Here is a 23351-nt window from a genome sequence, read left to right as displayed (position 1 = left end):
CATGACCGGCGCCCCCGATCCGGACGCCGCACACCCGATCACCGGGCTGGACGACGTGGTTCACCAGCGGGTCCGGCTGGGCGTCCTCACCATCGCGCACGAGGCGCGCCGGGTCGAGTTCGGCTACCTGCGTACCCAATTGGATCTGACCGCCGGAAACCTCTCCAAGCACCTGAGCGTGCTCGAAGCGGCCGGGCTGATCGAAGTCGAGAAGGGCTACGAAGGGCGCCGCGGCCGCACCTGGATCACGCTGACGCCCGCCGGCACCGCCGCGCTCGCCGACGAGATCGCACGCCTCAAACAGCTCATCGCCCGAGTCGAGACCAGCGACACTTCGGAGGACCGATGACCATCGCACTGACCCGCCGACGCCTGCTCGCCGCCGCCCTCGCCGCCGGGGCCGCCGGACCGCTCGCCGGAGCCGACCGCACCTCGGCCGCCGCGGCCAGCCGGCTCGACCCCAGCCAGGCCAACCCCGGCCAGGCCAACCCCAACCAGGCCAACCCCGGCCGCCCCGGCCCCAGCCAGGTCAACCCCGACCAGCCCCGCCTCACCCTGCCCGCGCCGACCGGGCCGTACCGGCTCGGCATCGTGTCACTGCACCTGATCGATACGGCCCGTCCGGACCCCGTCGCCGGCCCCGGTCACTACCGCGAGCTGATGGTGAGCGTCTGGTACCCCGCGACACCGGACGCCCGGCGCTATCCGGCAGCGGTGTGGCTGCCGGACGCGCCGTTGCGCGGCCTGCTCGCGGACAACGGGCTCCCGGTCGACGTCGCCGCGGCACCGCTCACGGCCGGTCGTGACGGAGCCCCGGCGCTGCGGGCACTCGGCCGGCGGCCCGTCATCGTGTTCTCCCACGGCTCCAACGGGCACCGCTCCGAAACCACCGTCATCGTGCAGGAACTAGCCAGCCACGGCTACGTCGTGGTCACGGTCGACACCCCGTACGACGCGTTCAGCGAATTCCCCGGCGGCCACCTCGCCGTCCCCAGCGACGACCTGCCGACCACGCCCGGGGACCACGCCGACGACATCCCGTTCGTCCTCGACCGCCTCGAAGGCCTCGCCGCCGGCCGCAACCCCGACGCCGAGCACCGCCGGCTGCCGGCCGGGCTGGCCGAGATCCTCGACATGCGCCGCGTCGGCATGTTCGGCTACTCCAAGGGGGGCACCGCGACCGCCCTGGCCATGATCGGCGACCAGCGGATCCGGGCCGGACTCAGCCTGGACGGCCCGATGCAATGCCGGCCACCCATCACCACCGACATCGACCGGCCATTCCTGATGATGACCGCCAACTTCACCCGCGCCGCCGACACCAGCGCCGCCGAGTTCTGGACCCACCTGCACGGCTGGCACCGCGACCTGCAGATCGACGGCGGCACCGAAATCTCCTACTCCGACGCCGTGTGGCTGCTCCCGCAGATAGCCCGCCTCACCGGCATGAGCGACACCGACCTGGCCGGCTGGATCGGTACGTTCAGCCCGGGCCTGGCGGTCAGACTCCAACAGACGTACCCACTCGCCTTCTTCGACCTGCACCTGCGCCACCGCAGGCAACCCCTGCTCGAACGCCCGAATCCGCCCTTCCCCCGGGTGCATTGGCGGAATGGCGTGGACATGGACGATCCCCGCGAATAATCGCGGGGATCGGGAACCGGGTCAGGACTTGAAGGCGTCCTTGATGTTCTCGCCGGCCTGCTTGAGCTTGGAGCCGCTCTGGTCGGCCTTGCCTTCGGCCTCCAGGCGCTCGTCGTCGGTGGCCTTGCCTACGCCTTCCTTGACCTTGCCGCCCATTTCCTCGGCCTTGTTGTCGACCTTGTCGTCGAACGCCATATCGCACCTCCACGTCGCCGTTCACGTCGTCGTGCCGTTAGTGGGGTACCCCGGGACGCTCCGCGGAAACGGAAACTCAGGACGGGCGTCCACCGGAGGCCCAGTGGTGGACTTCGACGGCCGCGTAGTCGTCCGGGGGCAGGACGGCGCCGGCGACGGCGAAAGGGGCCTGGAGCAGGGCGGCCACGCCGATCTCGGGGTCGCCGCGGTCGGAGAGCAGTGGGCCGTACGCGATGAGGCCGTCGAAAGCCGGCGGCGGGCCGACCGCCGCGACGGGGCCGAGGCCTATGACCAGGTAGCCGTCGCTTTCGACGCGGCCCGCCGGGAATTCCCACATGGTGCGACCGAGGACGTTGCGCCATCGGCGCAGCAGGACGTCGCGGTAGACGCCGGCCTGGTAGGTGGGTTCGTCGAAGGCGAATGCCCGGGCTTCGGCGGGCGACGCCAGGTCGACGATGTGCACGCTGCCGGTGGCGGTCTCGCCGTCGGGGGTCAGGGTGGGGCCGCGGGCGATCATCCGGGTCTGGAACCGGTCCATGTAGGACCAGTGGTCTTCGAGCATCTGGTCGCGGAGGGCGCCCGAGCCGGGGCGGTCGCGGTGGTAGACGAAGAATTCCATGTCAGCGGGCCTTCGGGAGGTCGATCGCGGGGAACGGGAACCGCGTCGGTGGGGTGCCGGCCTGGATGGTCCAGGCTTCGCCGGTCACGCCCGAGGATGCCAGGGATTCGACCGCGGCGGCTACCTCGTCGGGGGTGGCCACGGCCAGGCCGCCGGCGGTGATCAGGGGCTGGAGGCCGGTGATCATCTGGGTGTCGACGAAGCCGGGGCAGATGGCGTTGATGGTGATGCCGGCGTCGGACCAGGCCGGGGCCAGGGAGCGGACCAGGCCGACGATGGCGTGTTTGGTCGCCGAGTAGACCGGGTCGAACGTGGCCGGGCCCAGGCCGGCCAGGCTGGCCGTCACGACGACCGCGCCGCCGCCGTGCGCGGCCAGGGCGGGCAGGGCGGCGCGCAGGCCGAACATCGTGCCGTCGAGGTTGACGGCCAGTGTGCGGCGATAGCGGGACAGATCAAAATCGTCACCGGCGCCGCCCGCGCCGCCGGTTCCGGCATTCAGATGTACGAGGTCGAGGCCGCCGAACTCGGAGATGGCCGCCTCGACCGCCCGGCGGTTGTCGTCCTCGTTGGAGACATCGGTGCGGACGAAGAGGCCGCCGACCGCGGACGCGACCGCCCGGCCGGTCTCCTCGTCGATGTCGGCCACCAGGACGCGGCCCCCGGTGGCGGCGAAGCGGTGGGCCATCGCGGCACCGATGCCACCGGCGCCGCCGGTTATCAAAAGGACTCTGGGCACGGCATCATCATCCGGCATGGGGGAGATACTGCAGCCGGCGCTGGTGCGAAACATTCTCGAGGGCTGGGGCGACGCCGGGTCCCGCTGGCTGGATGAGCTGCCGGAGCTCATCGACCGGACGGCGAAGGACTGGCACCTGACGATCGGGGCGCCTTACCCGATGAGCATGAACTGGGTTGCCCGGGCGACGACCGCCGACGGTGTGCCGGCCGGGAACGGCTTCACCGCGTACCCCCGGACGGGTGCGCCCTGCCGCACCTGCGCGGTGAGGGTGAGGATTTCCGGGCCTATCTGCGCCGGTTTCCCGGCGACGGGCCGATGCCGCGGCGATTGGTGGAGAAGGCGGCCGAGCTGTTCGAGGCGTTGTGCGATTCGGCCGACGACCGGGTTCTGCACGGCGATCTGCATCATGACAACGTTTTGCGGGCCGGCGACGAATGGAAGGCGATCGACCCGTTCGGGCGGGTCGGTGACGCCGGTTTCGACTGCGGGCCGATGCTTTACAACCCCGATCCGCCGCGCCGGGACGAGGAACTGCTGAAGCTGGTCCCGGCGCGGATCGAGCAGCTCGCCGACGGTTATGGAATGCCGGTCGAGCGGGTGCGGGCGTGGGGTTTCGTCATGGGCGTTCTGTCGGAGGTGTGGAATGCCGAGGGCGGAACCGTCGGCACGCGGGCGCTCGACGTGGCGCTGGTGATCGACGGGCTCGCCGGAGTGGGCTGAGGCGGGCGCCGTCCCGAGGGCCGGCGCCGAAAGCGACCCATCCACCCGATCCTCGCCCGGCGCGGGAGGCTCCGGTCAAACGGCCGGCCGCAGTACCTGAGCGCACAGCCCCATCAGCGCGACCAGCACGACGATCACCACGAAGGACACGGTCAGCGACGACAGGTGAGCGATGCCGCCGATCACCCCGGGGGCGATCAGGCCGCTGCCGTACGCGATGCCGGCCACCCCGGCGATGCTGCGTCCCGGGCTGTTCCCGATCTTTCCGGCCGCCGCGAACACCAGCGGCACGACGACCGCGATCCCGATGCCGAGCAGCCCGAACCCGGTGATCACGCTGACCGCCGACTTGGTGAGCACGACGATCAGCGCCCCCGCGGTCGCGCAGGCGCCGGACAGCCGTACGGTCGTCACCGGCCCGAGCCGGCGCACCACCCAGTCGCCCCCGAACCGGGCCGCCGCCATGCACACCGAGAAGATCGAGACGGTCGCCGCCCCGGTCGCCGCCGGGTGATGCAGCAGGTCACTGAGGTAGACCGCCGACCAGTCCAGGCTCGCCCCCTCGGCGAAGACCGCGCACAACCCGATCAGCCCGATCGGCAGCACCTGCGGCGACGGCAGCGCGAACGCGGGCGGCTCGTCGGCCGTCGGATGCGGCCGGTGCGGGATCAGCCAGCCCGACGCGACCAGCGTGATCGCCATCAGGCCGGCCGCGGCGATCGCGAAGTGGACGCGGGCGTCGACGCCGGCCTTGGCCGCGCCGGCCGCGATCGCCGACCCGACCAGTCCGCCGACGCTCCACCAGCCGTGGAAGCCTGACATGACCGACCGCTGGAGCCGCTCCTCGATCAGGACGGCGTGCGCGTTCATCGCCACGTCGGCCAGGCCGGCGGTCGCGCCGTAGACGACGAGGGTGGCGCACAGCACCGGCACGCCGGTCGGCAGCGACGTCAGGATCAGCGCGGCCGGCCAGAGCAGGATCAGCACCCGCACCAGCGACCGCAGGTCGAAGCGGTGCACGAGCCGCCCGGAGACCGGCATCGCCAGCAGCGACCCCAGACCGGGCATGAGCAGGGCGAGCCCGAGCGCACCGACCTCGGCCCCGACGTGATCGGCGATCCACGGCACCCGCGCCGCGAACGTCCCGGTCACCGCGCCGTGCGCCGCGAAGATCACCGAGGTGGCGATCCGCGGGCGGCGTAGCGACTGTCGGTCACCGATCTGTGTCATGCGGTTACATTAAACGATCTTTCAAGTTTCGGTCACGGCGCCGGCGCCGCCTTCTTTCCCGTACGCGGTAAGGACCGTCCACCTTCACTTGCTACCGTCGATCGATGTCCATCTCGCCCGACGCACGCCGGCTGATCGCCAAGCTGGTGCTGCTGCTGGCCGTGATCTGGATGCTGTTTCTGGCGGCGGGGTTCCGAGGCCCGTTCGATCCGGCCCGGTTCCCGCTGTTCCTGATCCCGGGGTGTGCCTTCGTGCCGGCCGCCTACTACGCGATCCGCCTGCACCGGGGTGACCGCGCCGACCGGTCGTGGCACTTCATGGCCATCTATGCCGTGGCCGGCATCATCATGATGATCGTGTCCGGCCGGGCGCTGGCGTCGCCGCCGATCCTTTAGCCCGTCCCGTTCTTCAGCCCGTTCCGTTCCTCAGGCCGTCGACGAACACGGCGACCAGGTGCCGCCCATAGTCGGGGCCCTCGCCCGGCACCGGATGGGACAGCAGCGCCACGGCGTGCAGAATGTCGGCCGCACTGATGTCGGGCCGGATCTTCGCCGCCCCGATCAGCGAGTCGAGCGCCGGGCTCATGCGCTCGTAGAAGTGCTCGCGCAGGGCCTGGTGGGCCGCGTCGCCCGACTGCAGGGCCGACGCGAGCCCGGCCTTGGTCGCGACGAGGTCGGTGTAGCGCTGGATCCATCTGGTCAGCGCCACCTCGGGCGGATTGTCGGCGCTGAGCGGGCCACCCGCCGCCGCGCAGGCGTCGATCTCGCGCTCCAGGACCGCGATGACCAGGTCGGAACGCTGCGGGAAGTGCCGGTAGAGCGTTCCCACGCCGACCCCGGCCCGGTCGGTGATCTCTTTCGCCGGGGCGTCCACCCCCGACGTGGCGAAGACCGCCTTCGCCGCCTCGAGCAGGGCGTCGAGGTTTCGCCGCGCGTCGGCCCGCCGTCTCTCCGCCATGGCTCTCCACCCTCCCCTGGTGAAACGGAAAGGCATTCCGTATAGTTCCGGAAAGATATTCCGCTTAGCTCGCACTCTACGGCAGGAGCAGGCCCATGCGATACCGCACCCTCGGCCGGACCGGCATCCAGGTCAGCCCGTACGCGCTCGGCGCGCTGATGTTCGCCACCGCGGTCGGCAACCCCGACCCCCACGATTCGATTCGCGTCATCCACAAGGCGCTCGACGCGGGCATCAACCTCGTCGACACCGCGGACGCGTACGGCGACTCGGAAGAGGTCGTCGGCCGCGCCCTCCGCGGCCGGCGCGACAACGTCGTGCTGGCGACCAAGTTCGGCCGTCCGGCCGGCGACGACCCCAACCAGCAGGGCACCTCCCGCCGCTGGATCATGACCGCGGTCGAGAACTCCCTGCGCCGCCTGCAGACCGACCACATCGACCTCTATCAGATCCACCGCCCCGACCCGTCGACCGACCTCGAGGAGACCCTGTCCGCCCTCACCGACCTGATCCGCGGCGGCAAGGTCCGGGCGATCGGCACCTCCGGCCTGCCACCCTCCGACATCATCGAGGCCCAGTGGGTCGCCGAACGGCGAGGCCTGTCCCGCTTTTCCACGGAACAGCCGGCCTACTCCCTGCTCAGCCGCGGCATCGAACGCGAGGTGCTGCCGGTCGCCCAGCGGTACGGCCTGGGCACGCTGGTCTGGGGCCCGCTCGCCCAGGGCCTGCTGACCGGCCGCGTCCGCAAGGGCGGCTCGAACGACCTTTCGCGCGCCCGCTTCTTCAAGCACCTGAACGACGAGCGCCGCCTGGACGTGGTCGAACAACTCATCCCGCTCGCCGCCGAGGCCGGTCTCCCGATGACCCACCTGGCCATGGCCTTCACGATCGCCCACCCCGGCGTCACCAGCGCCCTGCTGGGCGCCCGCACCGAATCCCAGCTCGACGACCTGCTGGCCGGCGTCGACGTCACCCTCACCGACGACCTCCTCGACCGCATCGACAAGATCGTGCCGCCCGGCACCGACGTCGGCACCCTCGACCAGACCTACCAGCCGGCGGCCCTGCTCGACCCGGCCCTCCGCCGCCGCCCGGTCACCGACCGCTCCGCCGGATAGCCGCCGATCACTCGCCGCCCGGCCGGGTGGGGGTCTATCGGCCGAGCTCGGCCGCGGTCTTCGCGTGGTGCCCGCGCAGCCAGGTGATCACGTCGGTGGCGGCGCCGCGGGTGGCGGCGTCCAGCGGTGTCAGGTTCTCCCAGCCCGGGATCCAGTCGAGCTCGGCGCCGCGGTCGAGCAGGAATTGGGCGGCCGGTAGCTGGCCGCCATGGCAGGCGCCCCAGAAAACGTCGCTGACTTCGGCCGGCTCCGGCCGCGTGGGGCCGCTGAAACGGGTCCGGAGTTGGTCGAGGAGGCCAAGGGCCGCGGCGTGCCACAGCGTCGTGTGCGCGCCGCGTTCGACCAGCCGGCGCGCGGCCCGCCACTGCGCGAACGCCGTCGCGTCATCTAGCGGGCGTGCCGCCGGGCCGCTCGGCCAGCAGCCGCCGCAACGCCGCGACATCCCCGGTGCGGATGGCGGCGACCGCGGCGACGGCCACCGGATCTCCGGTATCGAGAACGAGCACGACTCACCCTAGCCCGGGCATCCACGCCCGGCGCAGGCATGTCCTGGACCGACATCGGCGGCCTCCGCTTTGGACAGTGCAGCGCGCCGGGAGGCGGTGGCTTACGGCATGGCCGGTGAGGTCATCGGCGGTCCGGCCGGGGCCCAGGAGTCCGGCACCCCCGCGTAGTCGGGCAGGTCGACTCCGTTGATCGCGCGGTCGATCAGGTCGGCGAGCCACTCTTGCGAGCAGGGCTCGGCGTCGGCCGCGCCGACGTCGAGGCTGCGGGCGTGCAACCGGCCGATCTCCTGGTTGGCCTCGACGAACGGGCGCATCCGCCGCTCGTAGGCGGCGAACCCGGCCTCCGGGTCCCAGTCGGCGGCGGCCAGCTCTCCGGCCAGCAGGTAGGCGCCGACCAGGGCCAGCCCGGTGCCCGCCCCGGACAGCGGCGACGAGCAGAAGGCCGCGTCCCCGAGGAGCCCGACCCGTCCGCTCGACCAGCGGTCCATCACCACCTGGGCGACCTGGTCCAGGTAGAAGTCGGGGGTGTCGTCCAGGTGGGCGAGGATGCGCGGGGTCAACCAGCCCAGGCCGTCCATCCGCTCGCGCAGCAGACGCTTCTGGGCCGCGACGTCGCGGTAGTCGAGGTCGAGATCAGCCGCGAGGAAGGAGAACATGGCCATCGCCCGGGTCGCGTCCGGGATGGGCCGCAGGCCGGCGGAGCGCCCGGTCCCCGACTCCTGGTAGTCGATCAGCCAGCGGTCCAGCCCGAACTCGTTCGGCACGGTGTAGAACGCCATCATGCGCCCGAGGTGGCGGACGAACCGCTCGTGCGGGCCGAAGACCATCGCGCGCAGCGCCGAGTGCAGCCCGTCCGCCCCGATCACCAGGTCGAAGCGCCGCCGGTCGCCACCCTCGAAGGCCACGTCGACCCCGTCCGCGTCCGGGGTGAGCCGGGCGATCCGGTCACCGAAGAGGTACTCCACACCGTCGCGGGTGTCGTCGTGCAGCACCCGGGACAGGTCGCCGCGCAGGATCTCGATCTCCGCGATGTATCCGTCGCCGCCGTCGTCGTCCGCGCGGAAGGTCTCCAGCACGTTCCTGTCCACGTCGACGGTGTACGCGCCGGCGGTGTCGGTCCGGGCCGCGCGTACGGCCGCGTCCAGCCCCATCCGCCGGATGACTTCCTTGGCCACGCCGCGCGCGTCCACCGCCTGCCCACCGGGGCGCAGCTCGGGTGCCCGCTCCACCACCGTCACCTCGGCCCCGCGCCGGCGCAGCCAGTGGGCCAGGGCCGGCCCCGCGATGCTCGCCCCCGAAACCAACACCTTGGTGCCGCTCACCACGCCCCCCGCTCATCCGTCCGGATCACTGCCTCGAACATTCTTTTCTCCTGTCGTCGAACAGGTAGACAGCCTCGCGGCCGGAAAATCATCGGCTTGCATCCGGTACCGAGGTTCAGGCTTACCGTCGAACCATGACCACCGCCGAAGAATCCGGGTGGGCGCCCGAGGCCTGCACCCTGCCCACCGTCGAGAGGCCGCTGAGGCTGGCCGAGTTCGACGGTCTGTTCGCCACCGCGCTACGCGCCCAGCAGCGGCTGTCGGCCACCGTGTTGCGGTGGGACCTCGACCCGGCCGCCGGGGAGGTGGCTCGGGACCTGACCGGCCGCGAGAGCAGCTGCTGCTCGTTTTTCACGTTCACTTTCCACCCGGGCGATGAGGTGCTGCGACTGGACGTCGAGGTGCCGCCGGCCCACGTCGGGGTCCTTGATGCGCTCGCGCGGCGGGCCGCCGACGGGATCCGGTCGTGACCGGCCCGATCCCGTTCGCGACCATCGCGACGGGGGCGCCAGGTTCTTGACGACCGCTTCTGTAAGTCGTAGCTTTCGCTCGTGGCGACTTACAGAGCTCAGGAGGGCTGGGAAGCGCTCGGCGATCCCAGCCGGTTCGCCATCGTCCAATGCCTCGCCGAACGGCCCCGCGCCGTCGGAGAGCTGGCCGAAGAACTACCGATCACCCGGCAAGCCGTGTCCCAGCACCTCCAGGTGCTCAAAGGCGCCGGCCTGGTCGCCGACCAGGCCGTGGGGACACGCCGGGTCTACCGGCTCAACCCGGTCGGCATGGCCGCCCTCAAGGACCAGCTCGACACCTTCTGGCGGCGGGCGCTGGGCGGCTATCAGGGCGTCGTCGAGGACGAGCACATCGCCGGGGACAAGACTCAGGAGGATTCATGACGCAAGCGGATTCCGCGGTGGTTCGCCGGACGGTCGTCGTCAACGCGCCGATCGGCAAGGCCTTTGCCGTGTTCACCGACCGGTTCGGTGATTTCAAGCCACCGGAGCACAACCTGCTCGGCACGCCGATCGCCGAGACGGTGTTCGAGCCCCGCGTGGGCGGTCACATCGTCGACCGCGGCACGGACGGCAGCGAATGCCGATGGGCCCGCATCCTGGCCTACGACCCGCCGGACCGGGTGGTGTTCAGCTGGAACATCGGACCGACCTGGCAGGTCGAAACCGACCCGGAGCGCACCAGCGAGGTCGAGGTGACCTTCACCGCCGAGACCCCCGACCGCACCCGGGTCGAGCTGGAACACCGCCACTTCGACCGGCACGGCCCCGGCTGGGAGTCGGTCCGCGACGGCGTCGAGCACGACCAGGGCTGGCCGCTCTACCTCAACCGGTACGCCGCCCTCTTCGGGGAGGACGCTCGATAGGCGGTGAAGTCAATGCCGCAAGGGGCGGCACCCCGGGCCGCGCAGGCGCGCGTCGTTGCTAATGTGCCTGTTCAGGTGACGGGGATGGTGGTCGATGGATCTTCCGGCGGATGGGGACGTCGTGTTCGTGCCGGCGCGGCCGGTGCGCGACGGCGGTGAACGGGAGCCGGCGGTCGAGCTACGGCGGCTGGCCGGCACGGACGAGCGGGTCGGGCTGGCCTTCAGCTCGGTCGAGGCGCTGGTCGCGACGTTGGGGCCGTTCCAGCCCTGGATCGGGCTGCCGATGTACGCGTACGTCGCGTGGCTGCGGACGCAGGGCGTCTACCGGGTCCAGGTCGACCCGGCGCACGGGGCCGACGCGCGGGAGTGGTCGGCGGAGGACGTCTTCTATGCCTCGGAGGTGGACTGATGGGCGCGGGCTACCAGGTCGTGTACGCCGATCTCGGTGACATGGCGTCGACGTTCACCTCCGAGTCGGGAACCTTCGCCGGGCTGCGGCCCCGGATGGCACCGCCACCGGTCGACGGCGGTGACGCGACCGTCGACGCCGGGATCGCCGCGGTGTTGTCGCTGTTCGCGTCGCTCAACGCGGGCATCAGCGCGGCGATGGCCGAACACGGCACCAAACTGAAGGAGTGCCACGACGACTACAAGGAGAACGACTCCGACGTGGTGGCGCTGTACAACAAGGTGATCGGTGAGGCATGAAGATCGGTGGAGACATCGCGGGTCTGCACCGCGTCGCCGGCCAGCTGTCCGGAGTGGTCCCGGAGATGCGCGGCAGCGCCGAGGCACTCAGTGGGCGGGTCGACGCACTGTGCGGTGACGCCGGCTGGTCGGGTGCGGCGGCCGAGGAGTTCAAGGGCGCGTGGGAACAGGACGCCACCGCGACTGTGGAGCTGAGCTCCTGCGTACAGCTGGCTGGAACCGCCCTGGCGGATCTCGCCTCCGGTTTGGAGGCCGCGCAGCGGCAGCTCGACCGGGCCGTCTCCGATGCCCTGGATGCCGGGGTGCCGGTCGCGGCCAACGGAACCGTGCCGCCGGGGGTCTACACCCCGGCCGTCATCGCGGCGATGAAGGAATATTCGACCGCGTCGCAGGCCGCCGAGAAGGCGGCGCAGGACGCACGCGACACGGCGACCGAGACGCTGCACGAGATCACCGCGGCGATCGCTGGTGAACCGACCTCGTTCCTCAAATCGGCCGACGTCGCGGTGCTGGCGGCGTCGCTGAAGGGCTACTACGCGCTGCCCAACGAGTTCGCCGAGGACGCCAAAAGCAAACTCGACGACTTCAACCGCAAATACAAGGACACCCAGTTCGCCCGCAAACACACCCCGGCCGGCTCCAAGGCGAAAGCGGCGTTGACCGCCGAACTGGCCGACATGCGGGCCGAACGGCGGCTGCTGAAGACCGATCTGACCGCGGCCGAAGACCTGGCCGGACACTTCAAGGGCGGCCATTTCCTCGGCAGCTCGCTCGGCGACATCGCCGACGGCCTCGGCGCGGTCGAGGACGGCAGCCGGCTGTCCCGGCTGCTCGACGGCGTCCCCGCGGTCGACGTCGTCCTCGGCGGATTCGCGACCTGGGCCCAGTCCAAGGAAGACCACGAAAAGGGCTGGTCGTGGACCCACGCCATCCTGGTCGACGGCGGTTCCAACGCGGCCGCGATCGGCGCCGGCCTGGCCACCGACTGCATCCCGTACGCCGGGCCGTTCCTGGCCCCGTTCACCTCCTACGGCGTCGGCGCCTTCGGCTACGAGGCCGGGCACGAGGGCCACTGGAACGAGCACATCACCGAAGACGGCTGGGTCAAGGGAATCGGCGAGGGCTTCGCCGACACCGGCAAGGCAACCTGGGACCAGGACGTCGTCGGGATGTACCACAAGGTCGGACACGACATCGAGCATCCGCAGGAAGCCGCCAAGGGCCTCTGGCACGGCGTCAAGAACCTATTCTGATTCCGATTCGGACGAGGACGACGCAGATGAGCAGCAAAAGGCGCCGAGAACTCGACACCCCGGAAGGCCGGCTGCGCCTTCAGGCCCGGCTGAAGGGCGGCGTGCTGCCGGTGCCGTTCCTCGGCCGGACGTGGACGAGCCGCGGCGGCGCCTATTGGCGTCGCCGGGTCGGCGCCGTCGTGCTGTTCCTCCTCCTGCTCGTCCTGGTCGGGGGCATGGCGACGGGCTTCACGATCGGCATCGTCGGCGACGGCCACAATGCGGTCCGGGTCATCCTGGCGGTGCTCTACGACCTGACCGCGGTGCTCGGCGTCCGCACCGGGCTCCGCAAAGTCGCCGAGGCGCCACTCGACGACAAGGGCGGCGGAGCGGGAACGCATGTGCCCAGTGGTGCGCTGGCTTTCGTGCTGGCGCCGTTCGGGGTCGGGCTGGTCCTGACCATCCTGGTCGCGATGTGCGGCCGCGACTTCATCGGCGAACGCCGCGCCCGCGAGGCGAGCCAGCCGGCCTGACCGGGCGAACCGAAGGGGCCGCCGGAGAGATGGGGCAAAGGCCGCACAAGGCCGTCAGGATCACGGAGGCCGCGGAGCAACAAGGCGGACAGCGACAGCATCAAAGTCATTCGTCGCCTTGCGTCAAAACGTCAAGGAGTTTCGGGCAGGCGGCTTCGATACGCCGCTGATGCCGTTCTTCGCGCGGGAATTGAGGAACGCCGCGGCTTGGTCCTTCGCAACCTGCCTGGCGTCACGCACGGACAACGCCGAACGGGTCGCCCAGGCCTTACAAGGTAGGGGGTCGCAAATTCTAAGTAGGAACTGAACGCGGCACCGGTTCGCGGCGGCCTCGTCCGGTCACAGCGGCGGCTGGGTCTGGGAGCTGTCCGAGCGTCCGCTTGATGCCCTCGTGCAATTCCTACAAGAAATAGAGTCGATTCTTCCTGGCCTCACTGTGGTCAGGTCCGCGCAGTCGACCGCGCTTCGCTGGCGGCAGGATGACCACGAGCCACCATTGACCACTACCCAAACTGCCAGGTCAAAGCCAACGGGATGGCTCTGACCTCGAGGGCGACGGACGAGTCGGCCTGTACGCCGGATTCTGTTCCCGGCGACCGTGGTCGCCGGGGGCGGCCATCCATCTCGGCCGGGCGTTGCCGCCAGGCTCTTGCGGCCTACCCGCAGGCTCGGGCGAGCAGCCCTCGAACGCCTGCGCCGGCCGCCTCCTTGCGGGGGCGGCCTTACTTGGCCTTGCTCCGGGTGGGGTTTACCGAGCCACCCCGGTCACCCGGGGTGCTGGTGAGCTCTTACCTCACCGTTTCACCCTTACCGGTGTGGTGACACCGGCGGTCTGTTTTCTGTGGCACTTTCCCGCGGGTCGCCCCGGGTTGCCGTTAACAACCACCCTGCTCTGTGGAGTCCGGACGTTCCTCGGCGGGGCCGAAGCCCCGACGCGACCGCCCGGCCGACTCGTCCGTCGCGTCGACCAGTCTAGAAGAAGGCCCGGTAGAGCAGGATGAGGCCTACGACCGTACCGAAGGTGACGATCAGGTAGCGGAGGACGCGGGGCGGGAGCCGGCGGGCGACCTTGGCTCCCGCGTACCCGCCGAGGATGGTGGCCGGCGCGAGGGTGAGTGCCGCGCCCCAGTGCACGTTCGCGAAGATCGCGAAGACGATGACCGTGACCAGGCCGACCGCGGTGGAGAGGACGTTCTTGAGGGCGTTGATGCGTTTCAACGGTTCGTCGAGGATCAGGGCGAGGGCGGCGACGTACATGACGCCGAGCGCGGCGCCGAAGTAGCCGCCGTAGATCGCTCCCACGAGGACTACGCCCTGCAGGGTCCAGGTGGCGCGGCGCGGGGACATTTCGCGCGGGTGGCCGACCAGTGCGCGTAGCCGGTCCTGGAACGCCAGTACGAAGGCGGCGCCCAGCACCAGGAACGGGACGATCACCTCGAACGCGCGCGCGGGGGTCAGCAGGAGCAGGGCGCAGCCGCCGATCGAGCCGATCAGGCTGGTCGGCACGATGGCGCGGACGCGGGCGCCCTGGCCGGCCAGGTCGGCGCGGCTGCCGAAGACGCTGGAGACGTAGCCGGGGAAGACCGAGACCGAGTTGGTGACGTTCGCGTCGACGGTGGGCAGGCCGGTGGCGATCAGGCTCGGGAAGGTGATCAGGGAGCCGCCGCCGGCGATCGCGTTGACCGTGCCGGCGGCGATTCCGGCCAGGACCAGCAGGACGTAGTGCATCACGCGAGGTCGGACGGGTCGGTGTTGGCGCCGCAAAGCAGCACCACGACCCGTTCGCCGGGGGTGGGCCGGTAGACGCCGGAGGTGAGCGCCGCGTAGGCGGCGGCCGTGCCGTGCTCGACCGCGATGCGGTAGTCGTCCCAGAGGCGGCGGCGGGCGTCGACGATCGCGTCGTCGTCGACCAGGAGCGCCGGCACTTCAAAGGACGATGCCAGGTCGTAGGCGATCTGCCCGGCTCGGCGTGCGCCGAGCGAGTCGGCGGCTACGCCGGAGACGGGTACGTCGACCGGGGCGCCCGACCGCAGGGCCGCGTGCAGGCAGGCGGAAGTGGACGGCTCGACCGAGACCACGCGTACCTCGGGGGAGAGGGCCGCGATCACGCCGGCGATCAGTCCGCCGCCGCCGACCGCGACCAGCACCGTGTCGAAGCCGCCCGGGATCTGCTCGAGCAGTTCGAGGCCGAGCGTGCCGTTGCCGGCGACCATGGCCGGGTCGTCGTAGGCGTGGCAGTACAGCGCGCCGGTCTCGGCCGCGTGAACAGAGGCGGCCGACGCGGCTTCCGCGTACTCGTTGCCGGCCTGGACCACCCGGGCGCCGAGCTTGCCCAGCTTGGCCACCTTGACCGGGGGAGCGGTGAGCGGCAGGTAGATCTCGGCCGGAACGCCCAGTTCGCGGGCCGCGTAGGCGGCGGCCAGCCCGGCGTTGCCGCCGGAGGCGGTGACGATGCCGGCGGCCGGCAGGGCGGGCGCCGACAGGATCTGGTTGAGCATGCCGCGGGTCTTGAACGAGCCGGTGTGCTGCGTGTACTCCAGCTTGAACCAGGTCGAATCGGACACCTGCAGCACCGGTGTGTGCCGGATGCGGCCGCCGATTCGTGCGGCGGCCGCCCGTACGTCCTCTACGTCGATCACCGGGCCATACTAGGCAATGCTCCAGCTAACGCTCCGTGATGAGTGAACCGGGCTCTCCTTTCCCACCAGGCGGGCCAGGTCGAGCAGCCGGTTGGAGAAGCCCCATTCGTTGTCGAACCAGCCCCGCACCCGGATGCCGCCGTCGGCCGTGGTCTGGGTGCCGGACGGGTCGAACAGACACGACGCCGGGTTGTTCTTGACGTCGATCGACACGGTCGGGTCGGGGTCGTAGGCCAGCACCCGCCGCAGCGGCCCGGCCGCCGCCTCGGCCATCGCCCGGTTGACCGCTTCCATGCTGACCGGCTTGTCGGTCTGCCCGGTGAGCTCGGCCAGGGAGCCGATCGGGGTCGGCACGCAGTAGTAGCTGAAGCGCATCTCGCCGATCGCGGGGAGCGCCACCCGCACGAGGTCACCGACGACGTAGTTGTGGGGGATGATGCTCTCGCCGGTGGCCCGGCCGAGCCGCGGGTCGTCGCGTGAGGTGCCCATCACCGAGTCCTGCACCTTGCCCCACCCCTGGACGGCAAGGAACACGGACGTGCTGACCGAGTGCAGCCCGAACCGGTCGAGCAGCACCTTGGCCATCGTGGTGAGCGCGTTGACCCCGCACGACCCGGGGGACACGACGTCGTGGCGTTCCGGGTCGTACGTGTCGTGGTTGCTGCCGTAGATCAGGAACGCGTCCGGGTCGTCGGCCGACGCGCTGATCACGACCTTGCGGGCCCCGCCGTGGGTGATGTGGGTCCGGGCCGGCCCGCCGGCCCGGAACTGCCCGGTGGCCTCGATGACCACGTCCACCCCGCAGTCGGCCCACGGAATGCGCTCCGGCCGGTCGTGGTGGAATGTGCGGATCGACTCGTCATTTACGACCAGTTGATCGGCGTGGGCGGCAACCGTGCCGGGAAATGTGCCGCGAATGCTGTCGCGGCGCAGCCCGTAGGCCATTTTCTCGGTCGAGGCGACGTCGTTCACCGCGGCTATCGTTATTCCGGAATGCGGCGACGCCGCGACGATACGGGTAACGCACCGGCCGATTCGCCCGAATCCGTTGATGCCGATCGTGACACTCATCTCAGGCTCCTCGGTCGATCTTGATCTTGGCCGCCGCTGGGGGTGCGGCGGGCTTCCGTTACCCAGAATCCACCCTTGGTCACGCTCCCGACACTAAGAGTTGTGCAAGTTGCACGTCAACGGAGGAAACTGTCCCACCCTGAGTCATGATCCACATAAGACCTGGTAAGCGGCCTGTTCGCATTCCGGTGGCCAGGATTTGGCCGCTCCGAGGTCACTTCGTCATTCGGATGAGCCGCGCGCATTTCGGCCAGCAGTGGCATTCCAGGGTGAGATTTCCAACTCGCGCCGGACCCAATCCGGGACGCTCCGGTTTGCGATATTGCCGGACGAGTCACGTATTAACGCCGGCGCAGAACGGCGATCCCGGCGAGCAGTACGAGCAGAAGTCCGGTGAATCCGAGCATCGCTGTGGTAACCGTCACGAACTGGGTCGCGACGCCGATCCCGAGAACCGGTCCGATCAGCCCGACGTAGCCGATCAGGAACAGGCCGGCCAGTGCCTCGCCGCGTACCGCCGGCTCGGCGGCCGCCGCAACCGTGCCGACCGCGGTCTTGAAGATCAGGCCCGAGCCCGCCCCGGCGATCACGCCGCCGGCCAGGAACAGCCCGAGCGACGGCACCTGCATGCCGGCGGCCAGCACCAGGACGCCGGCGGCCTGCGCGACCAGGCCGGCGCCGAAGCGCCGCCGCGGGTCGAGCGCGCCGGTCACCGCCTGCGACGTCACGCCGGCGCCGAAGACCAGGAACGCCACCACGCCGGCCAGCAGGCGGCTCGGGTGGTGCAGCGCGCCGGCCACAAAGCCAGGAGCCAGCGAGGTGAAGAGCCCGAAGACCGCGAACGTGGCGAAGGTCCCGGTGGCCGCGACCAGGTAGGCGACGCGGTCACCCGCGCCGATGCGCGGGCGCTGGGGCCGGTACCGCGGGCGGGCGGCGGGCGCGATCACCGTCTCGGGAACGCCGGCGACGGCGACGACGCCGAGTGCCAGCAGGATCAAAAAGACGACGTACGGCGTACGCAGCGGAGCCGTCACGAACTGCGCGAGCGCCCCGCTCACCAGCGTCCCGACCCCGAGCCCACCCAGGTTCGCGGCCGACGACACGATCTCGAACCGTCCCCGCCCGGCCCTCGGCCGGTGGGCGGTGTGCAGCTCGAGCAGATAGGCGGTGGCGGTCGCGGTGATCAGGCCGACGCCGACCCCGGTCAGGAAGCGGGCCAGGATCAGGCCGGGCAGCGCGGTCCAGGTGAGGAACAGCACCGCGGCGACGATCTCGACCGCCAGTGCGGGCAGCACGATCCGCTTGCGCCCGGTCCAGTCGGAGATGTGCCCGGCGAGCACCAGCGCGGTGATCACGCCGACCGCGTAGACCGCGAACACGATCGTCACGGTGAACGCCGAGAACCCGTCCTGGCGCTGGTAGAGCGGGTAGAGCGGGGCCGGGACGGTGGAGAACGCGAGCACGGTCAGGAAGACGGTGGCGATCAGCCAGAAGCCCAGGCCGTGCCGGGCGGAGCCGCGCGGGGCCTCGGTGGCCGCGGGCCGGGAGTCGATCAGCAAGCTCATGCGTCAGAGAGTGCGCCGGCTCAAGCATCAACTCCAACGATGATTACTGCTGGTATCCAGCACGAGATGTGATACTTGCGAGCCATGGAACTGCGGCACTTCGAGTACTTCGTGGCGGTGGCCGAGGAACGCGGCTTCACCCGGGCCGCGGCCCGCCTGCACGTCGTCCAGTCCGGCGTCTCCGCGGTGATCAAGGCGCTGGAGCGCGAGCTGGGGGCGGAGCTCCTGGAGCGTACGTCCAAGCGGGTCGTCCTCACCGACGCCGGCGAAGCACTGCTGCCGCGGGCGAGGGCCGCCCTCGACGCGGTGCGCGCGGCCCGCGACGCGGTCGACGAGGTGCGCGGCGGCCTGCGCGGGACCGTCCGCATCGGCACGCTGACCTCGGTCGGGATGATCGACGTACCGGCGCTGCTGGGTCGCTTCCACCGGCTGTATCCGGACGTGCGGCTGCAGCTCGCGGTCTCGTCCCGGGGTTCGGTCGGCCTGCTCGAGGGCCTGGTCGACGGCTCGATCGACCTCGCCATCGCCTCGGTGCCGGGCCGCCCGCCGGCCGGGGTACGCATCCGCCAGGCCCACCACGAACAGCTGCGCCTCGTGCTGCCCGAGGGTCATCGGCTGGCCGACGCCGAGGAGGTGACGATCGCGGACCTGGTCGGTGAGGCGTTCGTCGACTTCCCCGAGGGCTACGGCAACCGCTTCGTGGTCGATCACGCGTTCGCCGCGGCCGGCATCCAGCGCCACGTCACCATCCAGGTCATGGACATCGCCAGCGCGGCGAGCTTCGTCCGGGAGGGGCTCGGTGTGTCTGTTCTGCCTCAGTTCGCCGTACCCGATCGGCGCGGTCTCGTCGTCCGGCCGCTCGCCGGCAGCGACCTGGAGTGGCCCCTCGGCGTGGCGGTCTCATCACTGCAGGCGCCGAGCGCCGCGACGCGGGCGCTCCTGGAAATGATCGAGAAAAGCATCAGTTAGGTGCGAAACGCCCACACTCGGGTGATTGGTGAGTAAAGCTGCTTCTCGAGGTACTCCCGGGATCGGAGGGGAAAAGCGATGACCGAGGAGCAGCAGCAGGCCGAGTCGGTGTGGCGGTTCCGGCGGTTCGCGCTCGCCGTCTGCGTGATCGGCATGCTCATCCAGCTCGGGCTCACCGCCTACTACCTCGGCATGGGCCACCGCGCCGCACCCCACCACGTGCCGGTCGGGCTGGTCTCGACCGCCGCCAAACGCACGGCCGTGGTGATGCAGCTCGAACAGAGCGGCGCCTTCCAAGTCACCGACTACGCGTCGAGCGACGACCTGAAGACCGGCATCCGGCGCCGCGAGGTCTACGGCGGCGTCGACATCTCCGGCTACCAGCCCCGGCTCTACGTGGCCTCGGCGGCCGGTCCGGCCGCGGCGTCGCTGCTGCGCACCACGTACGTCGGTGTCGTGCAACAGCAGGCGATGGCCGCCCTGGCCGACTGGGCCAGGCAGGGCCAGAAGATGCCGGTCGCCCAGGCGCAGATCCTCGCCACGCCACCCGTGGTCCTCGACGTGGTGCCGCTGCCGCCCGACGACACCAACGGGGCGTCGCTCGGCTTCATCGCCCAGGCACTCGCACTCGGCGGCACGATCGCCTCGATGGGACTCGGCCGGCTCATCCCGCGGGCCCGGCGGTCGTGGCGGCGGGGAATCGCCCACGTGACGACGCTCATCGCGTACGCGATCGGCTCGGCCACCGTCGTGCTCTGGTCGATGAGCTGGTTCGGCGTCGGCCGGGAGGCCGACCGATGGGAGATGCTCGGCATCTTCTCGCTGATCTCGCTCGCCATCACCGCCTCGACGGCCGGCGCGGTCGCGCTCGTCGGACCGGTCGGCGCGCTGGTCGGCGCCCTCTATTTCACCCTCGGCACGGTCATCTCCGGCGCCAGCATCCTGCCCGAGTTCCTCCCAGCCTTCGGCCGGCACGTCGGAGAGAACCTGCCGACCGGGGCCGGCGTTCAAGCCGTACGCGACGACCTCTACTTCCCGGACGCGCCGGTGACCGGGCACCTGATCGTGCTGGGGCTCTATGCCGGCATCGGCTGCGCGGTCGTGCTGATCACCAACGTCCTCCCCAACCGCGGCGACCACACCTCGCAGGTCGAGCTGGAACTGGTCGAGCGGCTGGAGGGCGCCGAGCGGCGCGAGCCGGTGATGGTTGCCGCTCAGATTTCCTAGGGGCCGCCGAACAGCCTTACGTGGGAATCGACAACGTGAACTCACGCATCACCGACATTCAGAGCCGGATCCTCGCCCTGCAGGGCAAGGTCGGGGCGCCTCCGGTCACTTCCGCCCCGGCGTCCTCCTCCTCCGCGTCCGGGGATTCCTTCGCCAGTTATCTGCAGGACGCGGTCTCCTCCGGCACCGGCACCGTTTCCGCGGCGGGGCGCAACTACACGCTCAACAGCAAGGGCATCCCGACCGAGCTGGCGGCCTACGGCAACGGGAAGATCCCGCGGACCGCCCTGTCCCCGGTCGGGAACACCGGCCACCGGTTGTGGGCGCCGGCCGCCTCGTCACTGACCTCACTGATGGCCGACGCGAAGAAGGACGGCGTCACCATCGGCATCACCGACTCCTACCGGCCGTACGACGAGCAGGTCGATCTGGCCAAACGGAAGGGGCTGTACTCCCAGGGCGGGCTGGCGGCCAAGCCCGGCACCAGCGAACACGGGTGGGGCATGGCCGCCGACCTCGACCTGGACAGCAAGGGCCTGGCATGGATGCGCCAGAACGCGGCCAGGTACGGGTTCGTCAACAACGTGTCGCGCGAGTCTTGGCACTGGGCGTACAAACCGAACGGCGCGTAGGCCCGTTGCCCGTTGCCCGTCGCCCGTTGTCTCAGGCGCGGCAGATCAGTTCGCTGTGCAGCAGAGACAGCCAGCCGTCCGGGTCGGCGGCCCAGGTGCGCCAGCCGTCAGAGATGCGCTGCAGGTCGTCCTGGGTCGCGGCGCCCGTGCGCAGCGACTGGGCGGCCATGTCCGACTCGAGGACGCGGTCGGCCCACATGCCGCCCCACCAGTCGCGGTCGGTCGGGTCGGCGAAGCACCAGGTGCTCGAGGTGGCGGTCACGTCGGTGAAGCCGGCCGCGTGGGCCCACGACAACAGGCGGCGGCCGGCGTCGGGCTCGCCACCGTTGCCGCGGGCCACCTTTTCGTAGAGGGCCAGCCACTCGTCCAGCTCCGGCAGCAGGGGCCACCAGGTGAACGCGGCGTAGTCGCTGTCGCGGACCGCGACGAGCCCGCCCGGCTTGGCGACCCGGCGCATCTCGCGGAGCGCCGCCACCGGGTCGGCGACGTGCTGCAGCACCTGGTGGGCGTGCACGACGTCGAACGTGTCGTCGGCGAAGTCGAGGGCGTGGACGTCACCGACCCGGAAGTCGACGGTGGTCAGGCCCCGGCGGGTGATCTCGGCGCGGGCCAGGTCGAGGGCCGGCTCGGTGACCTCGAGCGCGGTCACCCGGGCCGGTGTGACGAGGGTCGCCAGGTCGGCCGTGATGGTGCCGGGGCCGCAACCGACGTCGAGCACCGTGGCGCCGGAGGAAAGATGCGGCAGGAGGTATCCGGCCGAATTCTCTGCGGTGCGCCAGCGGTGCGAGCGCAAGACCGATTCGTGATGCCCGTGGGTGTACGTCGCCATGCCGTCGACGCTAGACCCGCCGTCCTCAAATGTGGGACAGATGTCTCACTATATGAACAACCTGATTTCTTGAATCGCTGGTGAGGCCGTACTTTTATTGCTCATGAGGATCGGCATTGTGGGCGCGACGGGACAGGTGGGCGGCGTCATGCGCCGGATCCTGGCCGAGCGACAGTTCCCTGTTGACCAGCTTCGGCTCTTCGCTTCGGCGCGCAGTGCGGGCCGCACGCTTCCGTGGAAGGACAGCGAGGTCACCGTCGAGGACGCGTCGACCGCCGACTTCGGCGGGCTCGACATCGTCCTGTTCTCGGCCGGCAAGGGCAGCTCCAAGGAGCTCGCGCCGCGCGTCGCCGAGGCCGGCGCGGTCGTCGTCGACAACTCGTCGGCCTGGCGCATGGACCCGGACGTGCCGCTGGTCGTCTCCGAGGTCAACCCCGACGCGGCCCGGCGCCGGCCCAAGGGCATCATCGCCAACCCCAACTGCACGACGATGGCCGCGATGCCGGTGCTCCGGCCGCTGCACGACGAGGCCGGGCTGGTCGCGATCGTCGCCACCACCTACCAGGCGGTCTCCGGTGCCGGGCTGGCCGGCGTGGCCGAGCTCGACGAGCAGGTCAAGAAGGTCGCCGACCGCGCCACCGAGCTGACGTTCGACGGAGCGGCGGTCGAGTTCCCGGCGTCGCGGTCGTTCCCGCGGCCGATCGCGTTCAACGTGATCCCGCAGGCCGGCAGCTTCGTCGACGACGGCACCGGCGAGACCGACGAGGAGCAGAAGCTCCGCAACGAGAGCCGCAAGATCCTCGACATCCCCGAGCTGCTGGTCTCCGGCACGTGCGTGCGGGTGCCGGTCTTCACGGGGCACTCGCTGCAGATCAACGCGCGGTTCGCGCGGCCGCTGTCGCCCTCGCGGGCCCGCGAAGTGCTCGCCTCCGCGCCCGGCGTCGAACTGTCCGACGTGCCGACCCCGCTACAGGCGGCCGGCCGGGACCCGTCCTATGTCGGGCGCATCCGGGTCGACCCCACGTCCGAGAACGCTCTGTCGTTCTTCATCGCCAACGACAACTTGCGGAAGGGCGCGGCTCTGAACGCCGTACAGGTAGCGGAGCTCGTCGCCGCCGAGCTCGCCTGACCCACCGATTTCCGACCGCCCCGGCCTCTTGGCCGGGGCGGTTTATTTTGAACCACGTTCGGGTTCCACAATGGAAATCTAGGACATTTTGCCCGAATCGGTGGCGGATGGTCGGTTTGAGAGGCAGAGTGATTGCATGAACGACAGTGGGCCCGTCGGCGACGCCTATTTCTGGTGCCTCCGACACAACCGGGTCGAAACCGGCGGCGACCTGTGTCCCGCCCAGTTTCGGCTCGGCCCCTACGCCACGCCTGACGAAGCGACGCGGGCACTCGAGACGGTCGAGAAGCGCAATGCCGAGTGGGACGCCGAGGATGCCCGCTGGACCGGGGAGGACAGCTAACACCGTTCGCCGGCTTTGAGTGTCCAAGCCGGATCTCGCAGTCTCCTCC

The 23351-nt window shown here is 70.5% G+C and carries 29 protein-coding genes and 1 other RNA gene; 17 read left to right on the top strand and 13 right to left on the bottom strand.

Translation table 11 applies throughout. The features are described from left to right. Position 1 precedes the first annotated feature (1 nt). Together AB0M88_RS28745 and AB0M88_RS28740 are read left to right on the top strand one after the other, a co-directional pair. The gene (locus AB0M88_RS28745) at positions 2 to 349 is read left to right on the top strand and encodes a transcriptional regulator (protein ID WP_364107594.1); all 348 of its coding nucleotides are present in this window, start codon (positions 2 to 4) and stop codon (positions 347 to 349) included. Next, on the top strand, positions 346 to 1644 hold the full coding sequence (locus tag AB0M88_RS28740) for an acetylhydrolase (RefSeq protein ID WP_364107592.1): 1299 nt from the start codon (positions 346 to 348) through the stop codon (positions 1642 to 1644). The genes AB0M88_RS28745 and AB0M88_RS28740 overlap by 4 nt, the downstream gene beginning before the upstream one ends. A 21-nt stretch (positions 1645 to 1665) precedes the next feature. Here AB0M88_RS28740 and AB0M88_RS28735 read toward each other — a convergent pair whose 3' ends face one another. The 3 genes from AB0M88_RS28735 to AB0M88_RS28725 all read right to left on the bottom strand — a co-directional run bounded on the left by AB0M88_RS28735 (position 1666) and on the right by AB0M88_RS28725 (position 3194). Continuing rightward, positions 1666 to 1839, bottom strand: coding sequence for a CsbD family protein (locus AB0M88_RS28735; RefSeq protein WP_364107590.1), 174 nt, complete (start codon positions 1837 to 1839; stop codon positions 1666 to 1668). A gap of 76 nt (positions 1840 to 1915) precedes the next feature. Continuing rightward, entirely contained in the window at positions 1916 to 2458 is a 543-nt protein-coding gene (locus AB0M88_RS28730; protein WP_364107588.1) for a YciI family protein, read from the bottom strand. Between the two features lies 1 nt (position 2459). Beyond that, positions 2460 to 3194, bottom strand: coding sequence for an SDR family NAD(P)-dependent oxidoreductase (locus tag AB0M88_RS28725; protein ID WP_364107586.1), 735 nt, complete (start codon positions 3192 to 3194; stop codon positions 2460 to 2462). Positions 3195 to 3323: 129 nt separating this feature from the next. On the opposite strand from AB0M88_RS28725, the gene AB0M88_RS28720 reads away from it, so the two are divergent. After that, positions 3324 to 3917, top strand: coding sequence for an aminoglycoside phosphotransferase family protein (locus AB0M88_RS28720; protein ID WP_364107647.1), 594 nt, complete (start codon positions 3324 to 3326; stop codon positions 3915 to 3917). A 75-nt stretch (positions 3918 to 3992) separates the two neighbouring features. Here AB0M88_RS28720 and AB0M88_RS28715 read toward each other — a convergent pair whose 3' ends face one another. Continuing rightward, on the bottom strand, positions 3993 to 5147 hold the full coding sequence (locus AB0M88_RS28715) for an MFS transporter (RefSeq protein ID WP_364107584.1): 1155 nt from the start codon (positions 5145 to 5147) through the stop codon (positions 3993 to 3995). Positions 5148 to 5251: 104 nt separating this feature from the next. Here AB0M88_RS28715 and AB0M88_RS28710 point away from each other — a divergent pair, with 104 nt between their 5' ends. Beyond that, positions 5252 to 5542: a hypothetical protein gene (locus AB0M88_RS28710; protein WP_364107582.1), complete on the top strand. Its 291-nt coding sequence runs from the start codon at positions 5252 to 5254 to the stop codon at positions 5540 to 5542. A gap of 13 nt (positions 5543 to 5555) precedes the next feature. Here AB0M88_RS28710 and AB0M88_RS28705 read toward each other — a convergent pair whose 3' ends face one another. Then, a complete protein-coding gene (locus AB0M88_RS28705) occupies positions 5556 to 6104 on the bottom strand; it encodes a TetR/AcrR family transcriptional regulator (protein ID WP_364107580.1) in 549 nt (182 codons plus the stop codon). 95 nt (positions 6105 to 6199) lie between these two features. On the opposite strand from AB0M88_RS28705, the gene AB0M88_RS28700 reads away from it, so the two are divergent. After that, on the top strand, positions 6200 to 7222 hold the full coding sequence (locus tag AB0M88_RS28700) for an aldo/keto reductase (protein ID WP_364107577.1): 1023 nt from the start codon (positions 6200 to 6202) through the stop codon (positions 7220 to 7222). A 34-nt stretch (positions 7223 to 7256) separates the two neighbouring features. Here the strand turns inward: AB0M88_RS28700 and AB0M88_RS28695 are convergent, their stop codons facing one another. Then, positions 7257 to 7664 (bottom strand): hypothetical protein, encoded by a 408-nt coding sequence (locus AB0M88_RS28695; protein ID WP_364107575.1) that lies wholly within the window; start codon positions 7662 to 7664, stop codon positions 7257 to 7259. Positions 7665 to 7829: 165 nt separating this feature from the next. Further along, positions 7830 to 9053 (bottom strand): FAD-dependent monooxygenase, encoded by a 1224-nt coding sequence (locus AB0M88_RS28690; RefSeq protein ID WP_364107573.1) that lies wholly within the window; start codon positions 9051 to 9053, stop codon positions 7830 to 7832. A gap of 131 nt (positions 9054 to 9184) precedes the next feature. Between AB0M88_RS28690 and AB0M88_RS28685 the strand changes: the two genes are divergently transcribed. The 7 genes from AB0M88_RS28685 to AB0M88_RS28655 all read left to right on the top strand — a co-directional run bounded on the left by AB0M88_RS28685 (position 9185) and on the right by AB0M88_RS28655 (position 12898). Continuing rightward, the gene (locus AB0M88_RS28685; protein ID WP_364107571.1) at positions 9185 to 9520 is read left to right on the top strand and encodes a hypothetical protein; all 336 of its coding nucleotides are present in this window, start codon (positions 9185 to 9187) and stop codon (positions 9518 to 9520) included. Positions 9521 to 9601: 81 nt separating this feature from the next. Further along, positions 9602 to 9943 (top strand): metalloregulator ArsR/SmtB family transcription factor, encoded by a 342-nt coding sequence (locus AB0M88_RS28680; RefSeq protein WP_364107569.1) that lies wholly within the window; start codon positions 9602 to 9604, stop codon positions 9941 to 9943. Then, entirely contained in the window at positions 9940 to 10425 is a 486-nt protein-coding gene (locus AB0M88_RS28675; RefSeq protein WP_364107567.1) for an SRPBCC family protein, read from the top strand. The genes AB0M88_RS28680 and AB0M88_RS28675 overlap by 4 nt, the downstream gene beginning before the upstream one ends. 94 nt (positions 10426 to 10519) lie before the next feature. Next, positions 10520 to 10834: an SAV_915 family protein gene (locus AB0M88_RS28670; protein ID WP_364107565.1), complete on the top strand. Its 315-nt coding sequence runs from the start codon at positions 10520 to 10522 to the stop codon at positions 10832 to 10834. Then, a complete protein-coding gene (locus AB0M88_RS28665; RefSeq protein ID WP_364107563.1) occupies positions 10834 to 11133 on the top strand; it encodes a DUF6317 family protein in 300 nt (99 codons plus the stop codon). The genes AB0M88_RS28670 and AB0M88_RS28665 overlap by 1 nt, the downstream gene beginning before the upstream one ends. After that, complete coding sequence (locus AB0M88_RS28660) at positions 11130 to 12386, top strand: hypothetical protein (RefSeq protein WP_364107561.1); 1257 nt, start codon at positions 11130 to 11132, stop codon at positions 12384 to 12386. The genes AB0M88_RS28665 and AB0M88_RS28660 overlap by 4 nt, the downstream gene beginning before the upstream one ends. A gap of 26 nt (positions 12387 to 12412) precedes the next feature. Continuing rightward, positions 12413 to 12898: a hypothetical protein gene (locus tag AB0M88_RS28655; RefSeq protein WP_364107559.1), complete on the top strand. Its 486-nt coding sequence runs from the start codon at positions 12413 to 12415 to the stop codon at positions 12896 to 12898. Positions 12899 to 13454: 556 nt separating this feature from the next. Here the strand turns inward: AB0M88_RS28655 and rnpB are convergent. The 5 genes from rnpB to AB0M88_RS28630 form a co-directional block, all read right to left on the bottom strand. Then, an RNA gene (gene rnpB / locus AB0M88_RS28650) (RNase P RNA component class A) lies at positions 13455 to 13852 on the bottom strand. Positions 13853 to 13870: 18 nt separating this feature from the next. Then, a complete protein-coding gene (locus AB0M88_RS28645) occupies positions 13871 to 14626 on the bottom strand; it encodes a sulfite exporter TauE/SafE family protein (RefSeq protein WP_364107557.1) in 756 nt (251 codons plus the stop codon). Beyond that, positions 14626 to 15537: a threonine/serine dehydratase gene (locus tag AB0M88_RS28640; protein WP_364107555.1), complete on the bottom strand. Its 912-nt coding sequence runs from the start codon at positions 15535 to 15537 to the stop codon at positions 14626 to 14628. Before AB0M88_RS28640 ends, AB0M88_RS28645 begins: the two co-directional genes overlap by 1 nt. A 9-nt stretch (positions 15538 to 15546) precedes the next feature. Next, positions 15547 to 16608 (bottom strand): glyceraldehyde 3-phosphate dehydrogenase NAD-binding domain-containing protein, encoded by a 1062-nt coding sequence (locus tag AB0M88_RS28635; protein ID WP_364107553.1) that lies wholly within the window; start codon positions 16606 to 16608, stop codon positions 15547 to 15549. Positions 16609 to 16949: 341 nt separating this feature from the next. Then, positions 16950 to 18173, bottom strand: coding sequence for an MFS transporter (locus AB0M88_RS28630; RefSeq protein ID WP_364107551.1), 1224 nt, complete (start codon positions 18171 to 18173; stop codon positions 16950 to 16952). A gap of 84 nt (positions 18174 to 18257) precedes the next feature. Here AB0M88_RS28630 and AB0M88_RS28625 point away from each other — a divergent pair, with 84 nt between their 5' ends. From AB0M88_RS28625 to AB0M88_RS28615, 3 genes are all read left to right on the top strand, one after another. Then, the gene (locus tag AB0M88_RS28625) at positions 18258 to 19142 is read left to right on the top strand and encodes a LysR family transcriptional regulator (protein ID WP_364107549.1); all 885 of its coding nucleotides are present in this window, start codon (positions 18258 to 18260) and stop codon (positions 19140 to 19142) included. Positions 19143 to 19220: 78 nt separating this feature from the next. After that, positions 19221 to 20369 (top strand): ABC transporter permease, encoded by a 1149-nt coding sequence (locus AB0M88_RS28620; RefSeq protein WP_364107547.1) that lies wholly within the window; start codon positions 19221 to 19223, stop codon positions 20367 to 20369. Positions 20370 to 20404: 35 nt separating this feature from the next. Next, a complete protein-coding gene (locus tag AB0M88_RS28615) occupies positions 20405 to 21001 on the top strand; it encodes a M15 family metallopeptidase (protein WP_364107545.1) in 597 nt (198 codons plus the stop codon). Positions 21002 to 21032: 31 nt separating this feature from the next. Here the strand turns inward: AB0M88_RS28615 and AB0M88_RS28610 are convergent, their stop codons facing one another. After that, positions 21033 to 21830, bottom strand: a complete 798-nt coding sequence (locus AB0M88_RS28610; RefSeq protein WP_364107543.1) for a methyltransferase domain-containing protein — start codon at positions 21828 to 21830, stop codon at positions 21033 to 21035. 103 nt (positions 21831 to 21933) lie between these two features. Between AB0M88_RS28610 and AB0M88_RS28605 the strand changes: the two genes are divergently transcribed. Next, positions 21934 to 22959, top strand: coding sequence for an aspartate-semialdehyde dehydrogenase (locus tag AB0M88_RS28605; protein ID WP_364107541.1), 1026 nt, complete (start codon positions 21934 to 21936; stop codon positions 22957 to 22959). 136 nt (positions 22960 to 23095) lie between these two features. Then, positions 23096 to 23302 carry a hypothetical protein gene (locus AB0M88_RS28600; RefSeq protein ID WP_364107539.1) on the top strand — a complete coding sequence of 69 codons (207 nt, stop codon included), beginning with the start codon at positions 23096 to 23098 and terminating at the stop codon, positions 23300 to 23302. Positions 23303 to 23351: the final 49 nt, after the last annotated feature.

The organism is Actinoplanes sp. NPDC051411 (assembly GCF_040682075.1).
In the GTDB taxonomy this organism is placed as follows: Bacteria; Actinomycetota; Actinomycetes; order Mycobacteriales; family Micromonosporaceae; genus Actinoplanes.
Note: the sequence above shows the minus strand (reverse complement) of the source record. Positions and strands in the feature narration are given on the sequence as shown.